This is a genomic window from Micromonospora sp. HK10 (assembly GCF_000982955.1).
In the GTDB taxonomy this organism is placed as follows: domain Bacteria; phylum Actinomycetota; class Actinomycetes; order Mycobacteriales; family Micromonosporaceae; genus Micromonospora.
This window is the reverse complement of the sequence record NZ_KQ058865.1, coordinates 1-14,146: the sequence shown is the minus strand read 5'-3', so window position 1 is coordinate 14,146 and position 14,146 is coordinate 1. Positions and strand designations below refer to the sequence as shown.

Sequence of the window (14,146 nt, the reverse complement as noted above, 5' to 3'; positions counted from 1 at the left end):
GCCCGCCATGCCGCTCGCCCTGATCCACGCCCGCTACCAACTGCTGGAGATCGTCCGGATTCCCGTCGCGATCTTCGGCAGCGCCTTCTTCCCGGCCGCCGCGATGCTCTTCTTCGTGGTCCCGTTCGCCGGGGACGACGCCGAGGGTGCCACCTACGCCACCGCCGCCATGGTGACCTTCGCGGTGATGAGCGCGAACATCTTCCAGTACGGGATCGGCGTCGCCGAGGACCGCGACCAGCCGTGGAACCCGTACACCCGGACCCTGCCGGCCGGGCCCGGGCCGCGCCTCGCCGGCCGCATCCTGGCCGGACTGGTGCTCACCTACCTCTCCATGCTGCCCGTGGTGGTGATCGCGGCGGTGGCCACGGCCGCCCGGGTCACGCCGGTGCAGTTCCTGCTCGGGGCGGCCGGGGTCGCGGTGATCTCGGTGCCGTTCACCCTGCTCGGCCTGACCATCGGATACTCGCTGCCGAGCAAGGCGGCGATCGTGGTCGCGCAGCTGATCTTCTTCCCGCTCGCGTTCGGCGGTGGGCTGCTCTCCGGCCCGGAGGACGCCCCCGGCTTCATCCAGGCGATCGCCCCCTACCTGCCCACCCGCGGCGCGGTGGAGCTGATGTGGGCGGCGGTCACCGACTGGCGGCCGAGCGCCCTCTCCATGGTCATGCTCGGCGTCTGGATCGTGCTGCTCGCCGCGGCCGCCGGCTGGGCGTACCGGCGGGACGAGGGGCGCCGCTTCACCTGACGATCTGTCCGATTCCGCCCCGGCGGGCCGGGGGACGGTGCCACGATGCCGGCAGGGCGTGCCGGCGGGGCCGCCCCCGGCGAGAGGGGTCAACGTGAACGGCGTCGAGCCCGGCACGCCCTGCTGGGCCGACCTGGCCACCCCGGGGCTGGAGGACGCGAAGGAGTTCTACCCGCAGCTCTTCGGCTGGACCGGGCAGGTCTCCCCGGAGCCCGCGGCCGGCGGCTACACCGTCTTCCGCAAGGACGGGCGCGCGGTCGCCGGGGCCGGCCCGCCGGCCACGCCGGACCAGGTGCCGATCTGGTCGACGTACGTGGCGACCGACGACGCGGACCTGGTGGCGACCCGGGTGGAGGCGGCCGGCGGTCAGGTGGTGGTCGCCCCGTTCGACGTCTTCGACCAGGGCCGGATGGCGGTCCTCGCCGACCCGGCCGGCGCGGTGTTCAGCGTCTGGCAGCCGATGGCGATGCGCGGCGCGGAGCTGTTCAACGAGCCCGGGTCGATGTGCTGGAACGAGCTGGTCACCCCGGACCCGGAGCGGGCCAAGGACTTCTACGGCCTGGTGTTCGGCTGGCATCCGGAGGAGCGGGCACCCGGCCCGATGCCGTACACCGGTTGGCGCTGCGGTGCCCGGATCGTCGCCGGGATGATGCCGCAGCTGGAGAAGCTGCCGGCGGACCTGCCCGCGTACTGGTCGGTGTATTTCGCGGTCGCGGACGTGGACGCCACGGCGGCGCACGCCGCCGAGCTGGGCGGGACGATCCTGGTCCCGCCCCGGGACAACCCGGCCGGGCGCAGCGCGGCGCTCCGCGATCCGCAGGGCGCGCTCTTCTCGGTCACCGCGCTGCGCTGAGGCCGTCGGGCGCGGCCCTTCCGCCAGCAGCAGGGCCCCGACGGTCACCCCGGGCGGACCGGGACCACCAGCGGGCCGTGTTCGCCCGGGATGACCCGGACGTGGGCGCGGTAGTGGGTGCCGAGCAGCTCCTCGGTGAGCACCTCCTGCGGCGGCCCGGTGGCGACCACCCGCCCGTCGGCGAGCAGCACCATCCGGTCGGCGTACTCGCCGGCGACGGAGAGGTCGTGCATGGTGGCGAGCACGGTCAGCCGGTGCGCGCGGCGGAGCTGGTCGACCAGTTCGAGCACCTCCTGCTGGTGCCCGATGTCCAGCGCGCTGGTCGGCTCGTCGAGCAGCAGCAGGGTGGCCCCCTGGGCCAGCGCCCGGGCCAGGAAGACCCGCTGCCGCTCGCCGCCGGAGAGGGTGGCCAGTTCCCGGTGGGCGAACGCGCCGAGGTCGAGCCGGTCCACGACCTCGCGCACGGCGACCAGGTCGGCGGCGGACTCCCGGCCCAGCGCCGGGATGTACGGGGTCCGCCCCAGCAGCACGTAGTCGAAGACCGACATGCCGGCCGGCACCACCGGGGACTGCGCCACGGTGGCCACCACCCGGGCCCGGTCCCGGCGGCGGAAGGAGTTGATCGGCGTACCGAAGAGGTTGACCGCGCCGGCCGGGGCCAGCAGGCCGCCGACGGCGCGCAGCAGGGTCGACTTGCCGGCGCCGTTCGGGCCGATCACGGTGACCCACTCGCCCACCGCGACGGTCAGGTCCACGCCGGCCAGGATCGACGCCCCGCCCAGCTCGACCCGCAGGTCCCGGAGCTCGACGGCGGGCGGGCTCACGTGAACACCCGCCGGGAGGTGCGCAGGACCAGGACGAAGAACGGTCCGCCGAGCAGCGCGGTGACCACGCCGATCGGGATCTCCGCCGGCGCCGCCACGGTCCGGGCGACCACATCGGTCAGCGCCAGGAACGCCCCGCCGAAGAGCATCGACAGCGGCAGGATCACCCGGTAGCTGGCCCCGGCGAGCAGCCGGACGGTGTGCGGCACGATGATGCCCACGAAGCCGATCAGGCCGGATGCGGAGACCGCGGCGGCGGTGCCGAGCGAGGCGGCGGCGATCAGCAGGTAGCGGGAGCGCTGCGGGTGCAGCCCGAGGCTGGTCGCCTCGTCGTCGCCGACCGAGAGCACGTCCAGCTCGCGGCGGTGCAGCAGCACCACCACGGCGGTGAGCAGGAAGTAGGGCAGCACCAGCAGGACGTCGTGCCAGCCGGCGGTGGCCAGCCGGCCGAGCAGCCAGGAGTAGACCTGCTGGATGCTGTCGGAGTGCCGTTGCAGCAGGTACGTCTGCCCGGCGGAGAGGAACGCGGAGACCGCCACCCCGGCCAGGATCAGCGTGGCCGGTGACCGGCTCCGGCCGCCCGCCGCCCCGAGCCCGTACGTCATGGCGACCGCGGCGAGCGAGCCGACGAACGCGGCCAGCGGGATGGTGACCGGCAGCCCGGTGATCGCCCCGCCGGCGCCGGCGCCCAGCGCGATGACCGCGGTCACCGCGAGCCCGGCGCCGGCCGCCACCCCGAGCAGGTACGGGTCGGCCAGCGGGTTGCGGAAGACGCCCTGGTAGCAGCCGCCCGCCAGGGCGAGGAGCCCGCCGACGAGCAGGCCGAGCACGACCCGCGGCAGGCGCAGCTCGGTGACGATGGCGACCTCCCGCTCGGTGAGTCCGCTCGTCAGGTGCACCCCGGGCAGCAGGTTGAGCAGTTCGGCCGCGACGCTGCCGGGCGGCAGGCTGACCGGGCCGAGGGACACCCCGGCGACCAGGGCGACCAGCACGGCGGCGATGGCGGCGGCCAGCCAGCGCTTGCGCAGCCGGGCCGGCCGGGCCGGCGTACCGGCGCCGGTCGCGGGCCGGGTGCCGCGGCCGGAAGCGGCCCGGCCCGGACCCGGGTCGGGCGGGCCGGGCGGCCGGGACGCGTCGGGCGTCCCGGCCGGCCGGTCGGCGGGTTCCGCTTCTCGCACGGTCACCGTCAGGCCGGGACCTTGGCGGTGGCGTCCACGATCGCCCGGACCAGGTCGACCACGCGCGGACCCCAGCGCGAGGCGATGTCGTCGTCGAGGGCGATGATCTGGTTCTGCTTGACCGCCGTGATGCCGGCCCAGCCGCTGCGGGCCTTGACGGTGTCCGGGTTCTGCTGGCAGCACTTGGTGTCGGCCAGGAAGACGAAGTCGGGGTTCGCCTTGACGATGACCTCCTGGGAGAGCTGCGGGTAGCCGCCCTTCTTGCCGTCGGCGTCCGCCGGGTCGGCGATGTTCTCCAGCCCGACGAGGGCGTAGATCGAGCCGAGGAAGGTCTTGCTGGTGACGCTGTACAGTTCCGGGCCCAGCTCGTGGTAGTAGGTGAGCTTCGTGGTCCGCTTCGGCAGGTCCTTGGTGAGGGACGCGATGTCGTCCTTCATCTTCGTGGTGAGGGCGTCCGCCTCGGCCTGGTGGCCGGTGAGCTTCCCCAGGTCGCTGAGCTCCTGGTACGTGTCATCCAGGGTGGTCGCGGCCGGGCTGAGCAGCACCGGGATCTTCAGCCTGGTGAGCTGGTCGACGATCTTGTTGGTGTCGTTGGCGAGCACCACCAGGTCGGGGTTGCGGCCGGCGATGGCCTCGGCGTTCGGCTGGTAGCCGGAGAGGTCGGTCTTGGGCGCCTCGGGCGGGTAGTTCGACTGGTCGTCCACGGCGGTGACCTGCTTGCCGGCGCCGATGGCGAAGAGCATCTCGGTCGCGGTGGGCGAGAGCGAGACGATCTTCTCGGGGCGCTTCTCCAGGGTCACCTTGCCGACGGTGACCGGGAAGGCGGCGGCCGTCGAGCCGCCGGCGGCGGGGGTGTCGGTCGAGGCCTGCTCGGCGCAGCCGCCGAGGAGCAGCGCGCCGGCCGCGAGCGCGGCGGCGAAGAGCCGGGGGGTACGTCTGGACATCGGTCCTCCTGTCGGTCGAGGAGCGTGGTGCTTCGCCGACAGGAACGCCGGGGGCGCCCGTCCGCGAGGCGCCCTTCCTCGAGAGCGCGTATCGCGACCTGCCGCAGGCGACCTGGCTCATCCCCACGCGGTTCGGCGTCGGCCGGAGGCCGACGCCGCGTGCGGGGCATCACAGTTGCGGGACAGCGCCGGTTTCCCACCGGCTTCGCTGCGGACTGGTCGGTGCCACGGTAGCGCACCTCCGGCGGAGACCGTCCGGACGGGCAGGGGGGTGGGGGCCCCGGCAGGGGGTGGGACCGGGGCCCCCGGTGCGGCGGGTCAGCAGTACGTGCTCTGCTTGCCGATCGCCCGGTACGGGCAGTCGGCGTACTCGGACAGCAGCAGGACGGCCTCCTTGTTGCGGGAGGTCTGCGCGGGGATCACCTCGTCGGGCGGGTAGAAACCGCCGCCGGAGGACGACCCGGGGTACATCTCGAAGGTGTAGGCCCAGATCTTGTGGGTGCCCCACATCCAGTCGATGCTGGTGCCGTCGGCGATGTAGAGGTCGCTGGACTGCTCCGGCGTGTAGCCGTTGCTGGACGCCAACTGCCGGCCGATGGTGGCGAAGGTGTTGTACTGGTCGGCGGTCATCCCGGTGGCGGTGTTGCTGTACGTGTAGCCGTACGGCCAGAGCACCAGTTGCGAGTAGGTGTGGAAGTCGATGTTGGCTTTGAGCTGCTGCACCCCGCCGACCACCCGGCTGTTGACGAAGTTGCGCAGCGCCGCCGTCTCGGGGGCGGAGAAGGCGGACGGGCCGCGGTAGGTCTCCGACGACTTCGAGCTGGACGAGCCGCCGCAGCAGCCCCACTGGTAGCCCCAGTTGCGGTTCAGGTCGGTGCCGACCGCAGTGGAGCCGCTGTTGGGCTGCCGGTTCTTGCGCCAGGACCGGTAGGAGCCGGTGGCGATGTCGTACTCGCTGCCGTCGGGGTTGACCGTCGGCACGATCCAGATCTCCCGGGAGTTGACGATGTTGGTGATCCGGGAGTCGGTGCCGTAGCTGTCGGTGAAGAGGTTGAGCAGGTAGATGGCCATCTCGACGGTCAGGTGCTCGCGGGCGTGCTGCTGGGCGTTGAAGAGGATCTCCGGCTCGTTCTCGTCGGTGCCGACGTTGTCGGAGATCTTCACGGCCATCAGGTCCCGGCCCTGGTAGGACGTGCCGATGCTGAGCTTGCGGGCGATGGCGGGGTGGTCGGCGACGACCTTGTTCACCACCGCGGTCAGCTCGGCGTAATCGTGGTAGTTCGAGTCGGCGGACGGGAAGGCGTACGCGACGGCGCCGGCCGCCGCGGCCGGGGTGGCCTCCCGCTCCAGCCGGAAGCCGAGCCGGGTGATCGCGGCGGCCTCGGCGCTGGTCGCCGTGACGTGCAGCACGCCGTGTTCGGAGTAGTCGATCGCCGCGCCGGTCCGGGCGACGGCGCTCCGGTCGGCGACCGTCCGGGGCCCGAGCACCCGGTAGCTGGCGGCGGCCGGTGCGTCGGACGGGTCCGGGGCGGGCCGGGCGGCGGCCGGCGTGCCGAGGGCGGTGACGAGGGTGAGGCCGACGGCGGCGGCGAGGGCCAGCCGGCGGCGGAGTGGGGACGTGCGGAGGGCCATGGACAACCTCCTCGGGGTACGGGGATCCCGTTTCGCCCACCTCACCAGGAGTCACATGGTCATATCAATATCCATCACTGTGTTGGTCCATCCCGACCGGATCGTCACGCCGGCAAAGATTTTCCATGCGTTGACCTCTGGCGAAAGTTCCCTCCAGGAGCGACAGTGAACGGCAACGATGCCGCTCACCTGTGGGAGCTGCCATGGCCCGGACATCCCTGCGCGCGGTCGCCGTCGCCGGCGGCACCGCGCTCGCCCTCCTCGGCACCACCACACCGCCCGCCGCCGGCAAGCCGGCCGGCGGAATCACCACCGTCACCCACGACGAACAGATCACCTGGCAGGGCTGGTCCGGGACCGGCTGGTCGGCCGGGACCGCCGCCGGCACCACCGGCACCAGCGCCGGCCTCACCCTGACCGCCCCGGTCGGCACCGTCGCGTACCGGGACCCGCACACCGGCATCCGGCGCAACTGGGCGTACGGGACCTGGACCTCGCCGCTCACCCAGGTCGGCTTCGGCGCCACCGAGCTGGTCGCCTCGTGGAACGCCGACACCCCCGCCGGCACCTGGCTCCAGATCGAGGTCCAGGGCAGCTACACCACCGGCACCCGGACCCCCTGGTACGTGCTGGGCCGCTGGGCCGCCGGAGACGGCGACATCAAGCGGACCAGCGTCGACAAGCAGGGTGACAAGACCTCCAGCGTGTGGACCGACACCCTCGCCATCAACAACCCGGCCGCCGGAGTGCTGCTGCGGGCGTACCAGCTCCGGGCCACCCTCTACCGGGACCCGGCATCGACCGGCACGCCCGTGCTGCGCTCCCTCGGCGCGATGAGCTCCACCGTGCCGGACCGGTACACGGTCGCACCCAGCGCCGGGCACATCGCCTGGGGCACCGAACTGGCCGTACCCCGCTACTCCCAGAACATCCACGCCGGCCAGTACCCCGAGTACGGCGGCGGCGGCGAGGCCTGGTGCTCGCCCACCTCCACCGAGATGGTCGTCGAGTACTGGGGCCGCAAACCGTCGGCGGCCGACACGTCGTGGGTGAACCCGACCTACCTCGACCCGACCGTCGACCACGCGGCCCGGATGGCCTACGACTGGCAGTACGACGGCACCGGCAACTGGCCGTTCAACACCGCGTACGCGGCCACCTACCCGGGGCTCGAGGCGAAGGTGACCCGGCTGCACTCGCTCGACGAGGTGGAGCACTTCATCGCCGCCGGCATCCCCGTGGTGACGAGCCAGTCCTTCCTCGCCAGCGAGCTGGACGGGGCCGGCTACGGCACCGCCGGGCACCTCATGGTGGTGGTCGGCTTCACCACCACCGGCGACGTGATCGCCAACGACCCCGCCTCGCCCAACGACGCCGCCGTCCGGCACGTCTACCACCGCGACCAGTTCGAGCAGATCTGGCTGCGCACCAGGCGCACCACCGCCAACGGCGGCACCGGCAGCGGCTCCGGCGGCGTCGTCTACCTGATCAAGCCGACGAACGTGGCCTGGCCCGCCGTGGCCGGGTCCACCAACTGGTGACCCACCCCTACCCAACCTGCGGAGTTCACATGGTCAGACCAGCCCTGCGCGCGGTCGCCCTCGTCGGGGCCGCCGCGCTCACCCTCCTCGGTGTGGCGGTCCCCGCCCACGCCGACAACAACCTGCCCGTCGCCGCGCACGACGAGCAGATCACCTTCCAGGAGTGGTCGAAGCACCCCGACTGGCGCGGCGGCACCCACCAGGGCACGCGCGCCATCCCGGGGCACCGCACCGGCATCACCATCGACCGGCCGGCCGGCACCACCGAGTTCACCGACGAGCACACCGGCACCACCCGCACCTGGGAGTACGCCACCTGGACCTCACCCGAACGGCAGATCGGCTTCGACGCCACCGAGCTGGTGGCCTCGTGGAACGCCGCCACCCCGGCCGGCACCTGGATCCAGGTCGAACTGCACGGCACCTACAACACCGGAACCCAGACCCCCTGGTACGTGATGGGCCGCTGGGCCTCCGGCGACCAGGACATCAAGCGGTCCACCCTGGACGGCCAGGGTGACCCCTGGTCGACCATCTGGACCGACACCTTCTCCATCGACGACGCCGAGGCCGGCGTGCTGCTCCGCTCCTACCAGCTGCGGCTCACCCTCTACCGGGCGCCGGGGCAGACCGCCTCGCCGCGGGTGTGGATGCTCGGCGCGATGAGCTCGAACGTGCCGGACCGGTTCACCGTCACCCCGAGCAAGGGCGGCATCGCCTGGGGCACCGAACTGCCGGTGCCGCGCTACTCGCAGAACATCCACATCGGCGAGTACCCCGAGTACGACGGCGGCGGCGAGGCCTGGTGCTCGCCCACCTCCACCGAGATGGTGGTGGAGTACTGGGGCCGGAAGCCCTCCGCCGAGGACATCGCCTGGGTCGACCCCAGCTACGCCGACCCGACCGTCGACCACGCCGCCCGGATGACCTACGACTACGAGTACGAGGGCGCCGGCAACTGGCCGTTCAACACCGCGTACGCGGCCAGCTTCCCCGGCCTGGACGCGCGGGTCACCCGGATGCACTCGCTGGACGAGGTGGAACGCTTCATCAAGGCCGGCATCCCGGTGGTCACCTCGCAGTCCTTCCTCGCCAGCGAGCTGGACGGAGCGAACTACGGCACCTCCGGGCACCTGTTCGTGATCGTCGGCTTCACCGCCGAGGGCGACGTGATCGTCAACGACCCCGCCTCCTCCTCCGACGAGGTGGTGCGCAACGTCTACAAGCGGTCCCAGTTCGAGCAGATCTGGCTGCGGACCAAGCGCTACCGGGCCAACGGCACGGTGGCCGGCGGCTCGGGCGGCATCGCGTACCTGATCAAGCCCGCGAACAAGCCCTGGCCGGTCGTACCGGGCTCCACCAACTGGTGACCGGACGGGCCCGGCGCCGCCCCGACGGGGTGGCGCCGGGCCCGCCGCGGTCCTGCCCGCCCACCACGGTCCTGCCCGCCCACCGCGATCCTGCCCGCCCACCGCGATCCTGCCCGCCCGCCGGGACGCCGCCGCCAGCGGCGGCGCAGCGGCCGGGCCCGTCGGGTCAGCCCCGCCGGTCCTCCGGCTCGCCGTCGGCCGGCCGGTCGTCGCCGGCCAGCGCCGAACGCAGCCGTTCCTTCTCGGCCCGCCGCCGCTCCGACGCCTCCGCCATCTCCCCGGCCATCTCGTCCCGCCAGCCGCGCAGCAGGAAGAAGGAGAGCGCGGCCGAGAAGACCAGCGCCAGCATCAGCCGCAGAAACATGTTCATCTCGACGAGCCACAGGGCCGCCAGCACGCCGACGAACAGCCCGATCCGGCCCAGCGTGTACTTGACCGCCGCGCTCACGTGCGTACTCCGTTCTCCGTTGCCGGCTCAGCCCGTACGCCGAGCCAGCCAGTGGACCCCAGGAAACCAGACGACCGCGTAGACCACGGTGAACGCCGCCGCGGCGAGCGCGCCGGACAGCAGCGGGGGCAGGTCGGCGGCCAGCCCGGCCGCGAGCAGCCCCGCGAGGACGCCCAGCACGACACCGGCCAGCGCGGCGAACACCCGGGCGGCGCCGAAATCCCAGGCCCGGAAGTCGTCCCAGAAGAGCCAGACCGGCAGGATCACCGCCAGCCAGCCGTTGGTCCGCCCGAAACCGCCGGCCCCCATGGTGGCGAACGCCCACTCGAAGAGCACCAGCGCCAGCGCCCCGATCACCAGGCCGGCGAGGCTCACCCCGAGCAGGTCACCGAGGGTGGCGATGCGTCCCTCAGCGTCCCGTCGGGGAAAGCCGCGCGGCTGCTCGTCGGTGCTCATCGGCACCCGGTCAGGCCCAGACCTGCTGCGGCTCGGCGCGGCGCTCGGCCAGCGACGGGGCCGCGTCGTACTCGCGGACGGTCTCGTAGCGGGTGTTCCGCTCGACGGGGCGGAAGCCGGCGTCCCAGATCAGGTGCAGCAGGTCGTCCCGGTGCATGGTGTTCGGCGTGCCGTACGCGTCGGCATCGTGCGTGATCTTGTATTCCACGACCGAACCGTCCAGGTCGTCCACGCCGAAGTTCAGCGAGAGCTGGGCCACCGAGAGGCCGTGCATCACCCAGAAGCACTTCACGTGCGGGACGTTGTCGAAGAGCAGCCGGGAGACCGCGAAGGTCTTCAGCGACTCGGCCGGCGAGGCCATCGTGGTCCGGGCCTGGATCCGGTTACGGATCTTGCCGTCCGCGGAGTCGACGAAGTCGTGCTGGTAGCGCAGCGGGATGAAGACCTGGAACCCGCCCGTCTCGTCCTGCAACTCGCGCAGCCGCAGCACGTGGTCGACCCGGTGCCGGGGCTCCTCGATGTGGCCGTAGAGCATGGTCGACGGCGTCTTCATGCCCTTGGCGTGGGCCAGCCGGTGGATCCGCGACCAGTCCTCCCAGTGGCAGGCGTGGTCGACGATGTGCTGCCGGATCTCCCAGTCGAAGATCTCCGCGCCGCCGCCGGTCAGCGACTCCAGACCGGCGTCCATCAGCTCGTCGAGGATCTCGTCCGCGCCGAGGCCGCTGATCTTCTCGAACCACTGCACCTCGGTGGCGGTGAACGCCTTCAGGTTGACCTTCGGCAACGCCGCCTTCAGCTCGCGCAGCACCTTCGGGTAGTAGCGCCAGGGCAGCGTCGGGTGCAGGCCGTTGACGATGTGCAGCTCGGTGAGCTGCTCGTCCTCCATCTCCTTGGCCTTGCGGACCGCCTCGTCGATCCGCATCGTGTAGGCGTCCTTCTCGCCCGGCTTGCGCTGGAACGAGCAGTACGCGCACGAGGCGGAGCAGACGTTCGTCAGGTTGAGGTGCCGGTTGACGTTGAACATCACCCGGTCACCGTTCAGCTCGGTGCGCTTGTGATGGGCCAGCCGCCCGAGCCAGGCCAGGTCGTCGCTGGAGTAGAGGGCGATCCCGTCCGCGCGGCTCAGCCGCTCCCCCGCGTAGACCTTCGCTTCAAGCTCGCGCTTGAGTCCGGCGTCCATCGAAAGCCACGTCCCTTCCACCTGCGGTCCCGGTCGAGCCTACGTCGGCGCTCCGACGAACCGGCGGCCCGGTCGACCCCGGGGACCTACTTCACCGGACTCTCAGCCGCTCGTTACCCTCCGCGCATCGACAACCCTCGCCCCGTGAGGTAAGACAGGGTGGGGCGGAACACACACCGAGAACGTCCCGGTCCACCGCGCACACCAGAGCGCGGCAGGCGCCAGACCGGACGGGGAGCGGAATGGGCGACAGCAAGCGGGTCCGACGACAGCGACGCGGGGGCCCGGTGATCTCTCCGGTGCTCCGGCCGAAGCTCTGGGCCGCCCTGCTCGGCATGGTGGCGGCCGCCGCCATGGCCACACCGGCGTGGGCCGACCCCACCCCGGACAAGATCCCCTCCACCGGCGCCCGGCCACCGGTCGCCGGCCTGCGGCTCCCCGGTTCGGTCCCCGCCCTCCCCGGCGTCCCGCCCGGCCTGCCGGGCGCGCCCGGCACCACGCCGGTGGGCGCCAACCCGGGTGACGGCCCGCTGATCGCCCAGATCAACCAGGCCGACGCGCTGGTCGCCCAGCTCGGCGACACCCTGCTCAGACTCAAGGCCGAGCGCGGCGAGGCACAGGCCCAGCTCGCCACCGCCACCACCAACCTGCGGCAGGCCCAGGACGCCCTCGCCCAGGCACAGGAGCGGGCGAAGAGCGCCGCGGCCGACGCGGTGAAGGCCGCCGCCGCGGTCCCGCCCGGCGAATTCGGCGCGGACCTGCGCGACCTCACCGTCCTCCAGCAGATCACCCGGGGCGACAAGGCGGACGGGGCGACCACGGCGGTCGCCGGCGAGGTGGCCCGGGCCACCGCCGCCGCGAACATCGCCCAGCAGGCGTACGACGCGGCCCAGCAGCGCACCACCGACAAGGCCGCCGAGTACGTCCGGGTCGAGGCGGACCTGCACCGGCAGGAAGCCGCGCTGGTCAAGCTGCGCACCGACAACGCGGCGCTGCTGCTCGACCTCGAGCGCCGCCGGGACGCCGCCGAGCAGCAAATCGGCGGCTCGTACGTCGCCAACCAGAGCATCAGCGGGCTGGCCGCCGACCCGAAGGCGTTGGACGCGGTCCGCTACGCCCTCGCCCAACTCGGCGACCCCTACCTCTGGGCGGCCGAGGGGCCGGACCGGTTCGACTGCTCCGGCCTGGTGCTGGCGTCCTACCGGGCGGCCGGCTACCGAGGCCTGCCCCGGGTCTCCCGCGACCAGTACTACGCCACCCGGTCCCGGACCGTGAGCCCGAACGCTCTCCTCCCCGGTGACCTGCTCTTCTTCGCCTCGGGCAGCAGCTGGACGAGCATCCACCACGTCGCCATGTACATCGGCAACGGCAAGATGGTCGAGGCACCGCGCACCGGGGACGTCGTCAAGATCTCCGTGGTCCGCTGGAGCAGCCTCTACGCGGCCACCCGGGTGATCGGCGCGGTGCCCGCCCCGGCCACCCGCCCGCCGGCGCCGACCACGCCGAAGCCGACCCAGACCGGCACGCCGAAGCCGACCGGCACGCCGAAGCCCACCGGCACGCCCTCCCCGACGCCGACACCGCCCACCCGGCCGACGACCAGGCCGACGCCCAGGCCGACGGTCCCGCGTCCGGACCCGACCACCTCCTCGCCGACGCCGGAACCGTCCGAGACGCCGACCGACGAGACGAGCACCGAGCCGACCGGGTCCGCGAGCACCGCCGCCCCGTCGACCAGCGCGGTGGAGAGCAGCTCGGCCGCCGCGAGCTGACCCAACCGTCCACTCCGACTGTGCTGCCGGGCCGGAATGTGGCACGGTGAGTTCCAGGCACTCCCGGCCGGCGCCACGGTCCGGGGCGAGGGCGGGCGTGAAGGGGCGAGCATGGGCGAGCGCGAGGTTCCGGCGGAGACGGTCCACCCCGGATCCGAGCCTGCCCCCGCCGACCGGCTGGCGGCACCCGGCGGTGACGGCCGCGCCACGCAGGCCAGGCCCGTGGTGGCCCGGGCCCGGGTGAGCGTCGCCGGCGCCCTCCTGGCACCGTCCCACGAGGAGCGGCCGGTGCCGAGACAGGCCAGCGCCGGCACGTACCGGGCGGGCAGCGTCGGGCCGGCCGGCAGCCAGCTCGACGCCCGACCTGCCCCGCCGGACGCCCGGGCGACGACCCCGGTCGGTCCGGGAACCCCGGCCGAAGCCACCGCTCCTGCCGACCCCGCCGACGAGTCCGACACACCGAGCGCGGCGGCGGGCACCGCCGAGGATCGGGCCACGCCGAGTAGCGAGCCGGCCGAAGCCGCCGCCGGGCCCGGCCCGGCGGGCGACCCGGCGGATCCCGCCACCAAGCCCGACGAGCCGAGCGGCGCGGCAGATCCCGCCCGGGATCAGGTCGCGTCGAGCAACGAGGCGGCCGAGGTCGCCGCCACGTCCGGCGCGCCGGACGAGACCGCGGGCCCCGCCACGCCGAGGACGGCTCCGGCCGAGGACGTCGGGACACCCGACCCGGCGGCGCGGCCGGCGGACGCTCCGGCCGAGGTCAGCGAGGTCAGGGAGCGGATGGCGGCGCCGGCGGCGCCGCCCGCCCCGCTGGACCGGCGTCGGCCGGGCGCCACCGTGCCACCCTCGACCTGGTCCGCCTTCGCCGCCGCCGATCGGTCGCCCGCACCGGGCGGCCCGACCGGCACCCCGCCGGCGGCCGCCCCGGCCGGCGCATCCGGCGCCCCGCTTGTCGCCGGGTCCGCCCGGATGCCGTCGCCCGCGCCGCCTCATCCGCGACCCGAGACGGGGCAGGCACGGGCCAGCGCCGCCGTGCCCGGCCTGAACCGGGTCTCCCCGGACGAGATCGCCGCCGCCGGGGTGGCACCGTCCGCCGCCACCGTCTACCGCGCCGGCCCGGTGAACCCGGAACCGCCCGAGCCGGCCCAGCCACCGGAGCCGGCCCAGCCGCCCGAGCCGTCGGGCCCGGAGCCCGAGCCGGCG

The 14,146-nt window shown here is 73.4% G+C and carries 11 protein-coding genes, 2 pseudogenes and 1 riboswitch; of the genes and pseudogenes, 6 read left to right on the top strand and 7 right to left on the bottom strand.

Annotation, left to right across the window (positions count from 1 at the left end; genetic code table 11):
* Window positions 1-7: 7 nt before the first annotated feature.
* The gene (locus tag LQ51_RS23405) at window positions 8-745 is read left to right on the top strand and encodes an ABC transporter permease (protein WP_046569159.1); all 738 of its coding nucleotides are present in this window, start codon (window positions 8-10) and stop codon (window positions 743-745) included.
* Window positions 746-839: 94 nt separating this feature from the next.
* The gene (locus tag LQ51_RS23400) at window positions 840-1,598 is read left to right on the top strand and encodes a VOC family protein (protein WP_046569157.1); all 759 of its coding nucleotides are present in this window, start codon (window positions 840-842) and stop codon (window positions 1,596-1,598) included.
* Between the two features lie 44 nt (window positions 1,599-1,642).
* Here the strand turns inward: LQ51_RS23400 and LQ51_RS23395 are convergent, their stop codons facing one another.
* From LQ51_RS23395 to LQ51_RS23380, 4 genes and pseudogenes are all read right to left on the bottom strand, one after another.
* Entirely contained in the window at window positions 1,643-2,422 is a 780-nt protein-coding gene (locus LQ51_RS23395) for an ABC transporter ATP-binding protein (protein ID WP_046569155.1), read from the bottom strand.
* Window positions 2,419-3,450: a FecCD family ABC transporter permease gene (locus LQ51_RS23390; protein ID WP_197087889.1), complete on the bottom strand. Its 1,032-nt coding sequence runs from the start codon at window positions 3,448-3,450 to the stop codon at window positions 2,419-2,421. The genes LQ51_RS23395 and LQ51_RS23390 overlap by 4 nt, the downstream gene beginning before the upstream one ends.
* 158 nt (window positions 3,451-3,608) lie before the next feature.
* A complete protein-coding gene (locus LQ51_RS23385) occupies window positions 3,609-4,544 on the bottom strand; it encodes an ABC transporter substrate-binding protein (RefSeq protein ID WP_046569150.1) in 936 nt (311 codons plus the stop codon).
* Between the two features lie 111 nt (window positions 4,545-4,655).
* Window positions 4,656-4,748, bottom strand: a riboswitch (cobalamin riboswitch).
* A gap of 117 nt (window positions 4,749-4,865) precedes the next feature.
* Window positions 4,866-6,176: pseudogene (locus LQ51_RS23380) on the bottom strand (M14 family metallopeptidase); the annotation flags it as partial.
* Between the two features lie 203 nt (window positions 6,177-6,379).
* Here LQ51_RS23380 and LQ51_RS23370 point away from each other — a divergent pair.
* Window positions 6,380-7,717, top strand: a complete 1,338-nt coding sequence (locus tag LQ51_RS23370) for a C39 family peptidase (RefSeq protein ID WP_046569139.1) — start codon at window positions 6,380-6,382, stop codon at window positions 7,715-7,717.
* A 29-nt stretch (window positions 7,718-7,746) separates the two neighbouring features.
* On the top strand, window positions 7,747-9,087 hold the full coding sequence (locus tag LQ51_RS23365) for a C39 family peptidase (RefSeq protein ID WP_046569136.1): 1,341 nt from the start codon (window positions 7,747-7,749) through the stop codon (window positions 9,085-9,087).
* 166 nt (window positions 9,088-9,253) lie between these two features.
* On the opposite strand, the gene LQ51_RS23360 is transcribed toward LQ51_RS23365, so the two are convergent.
* Genes LQ51_RS23360 through mqnE form a run of 3 tightly spaced genes read right to left on the bottom strand, consistent with a single transcriptional unit; the run spans window position 9,254 to window position 11,171 of the window.
* A complete protein-coding gene (locus LQ51_RS23360; RefSeq protein ID WP_046569134.1) occupies window positions 9,254-9,535 on the bottom strand; it encodes a DUF4229 domain-containing protein in 282 nt (93 codons plus the stop codon).
* A gap of 27 nt (window positions 9,536-9,562) precedes the next feature.
* Window positions 9,563-9,991, bottom strand: a complete 429-nt coding sequence (locus LQ51_RS23355) for a hypothetical protein (RefSeq protein ID WP_046569132.1) — start codon at window positions 9,989-9,991, stop codon at window positions 9,563-9,565.
* Window positions 9,992-10,001: 10 nt separating this feature from the next.
* Complete coding sequence (gene mqnE / locus LQ51_RS23350) at window positions 10,002-11,171, bottom strand: aminofutalosine synthase MqnE (RefSeq protein WP_046569130.1); 1,170 nt, start codon at window positions 11,169-11,171, stop codon at window positions 10,002-10,004.
* A 242-nt stretch (window positions 11,172-11,413) separates the two neighbouring features.
* On the opposite strand from mqnE, the gene LQ51_RS23345 reads away from it, so the two are divergent.
* Entirely contained in the window at window positions 11,414-12,943 is a 1,530-nt protein-coding gene (locus LQ51_RS23345; RefSeq protein WP_046569128.1) for a C40 family peptidase, read from the top strand.
* Window positions 12,944-13,054: 111 nt separating this feature from the next.
* A pseudogene (locus tag LQ51_RS23340) lies at window positions 13,055-14,146 on the top strand (hypothetical protein); the annotation flags it as partial.

Excerpts from the sequence above, each read along its gene's own strand:
- LQ51_RS23405 (WP_046569159.1), top strand. The coding sequence starts at position 8 with ATGCCGCTCGCCCTGATCCACGCCCGCTACCAACTGCTGGAGATCGTC.
- LQ51_RS23385 (WP_046569150.1), bottom strand. The coding sequence starts at position 4,544 with ATGTCCAGACGTACCCCCCGGCTCTTCGCCGCCGCGCTCGCGGCCGGC.
- LQ51_RS23370 (WP_046569139.1), top strand. The coding sequence starts at position 6,380 with ATGGCCCGGACATCCCTGCGCGCGGTCGCCGTCGCCGGCGGCACCGCG.
- LQ51_RS23365 (WP_046569136.1), top strand. The coding sequence starts at position 7,747 with ATGGTCAGACCAGCCCTGCGCGCGGTCGCCCTCGTCGGGGCCGCCGCG.
- LQ51_RS23355 (WP_046569132.1), bottom strand. The coding sequence starts at position 9,991 with ATGAGCACCGACGAGCAGCCGCGCGGCTTTCCCCGACGGGACGCTGAG.
- mqnE (WP_046569130.1), bottom strand. The coding sequence starts at position 11,171 with ATGGACGCCGGACTCAAGCGCGAGCTTGAAGCGAAGGTCTACGCGGGG.
- LQ51_RS23345 (WP_046569128.1), top strand. The coding sequence starts at position 11,414 with ATGGGCGACAGCAAGCGGGTCCGACGACAGCGACGCGGGGGCCCGGTG.